1 protein-coding gene is annotated in these 352 nt (G+C 57.7%); it reads right to left on the reverse strand.

What is annotated here, in order from left to right:
* The coding region (locus ACLQ25_RS32845; RefSeq protein WP_425734611.1) for a hypothetical protein at positions 1-309 on the reverse strand (309 nt) is incomplete at its 3' end.
* Positions 310-352 lie beyond the last annotated feature (43 nt).

The following is a 352-nucleotide window of genomic DNA, read 5'->3' on the forward strand; positions in this document are numbered from 1 at the left end:
CGCCTCCCACCTAGCGTCACTACTGAACTTGGCAGCGCTGGGCGCGACCGCCTTCGCCACGTCGCCGATCGCTCCGCGACCCTCCAAAAAATCCTTCAGATCCTCGGGCATGTCACCGGGAATCCGCCTGCCCTCCCGCAGCCAATTATAAAGGTCTCGTCCGAGGTGTACCACAATCCCGTTGGTGGCCTGCCTCTCGTATGTTTGCGAGGGGGCTGGCAGCAGATTTTTTTGGCCATCTTTGTAGTAGTCTCGTGCTATCTCGTCGAACGCTTCCCACTCTTCTTCGGTCCTCTTCTTATTAACCATGAGACGTCCTCTCTGTTCTTTCAGCGCGGCTGGGACTCGGACT

Source organism: Micromonospora sp. DT44 (assembly GCF_049841635.1).
Lineage (GTDB): Bacteria > Actinomycetota > Actinomycetes > Mycobacteriales > Micromonosporaceae > Micromonospora.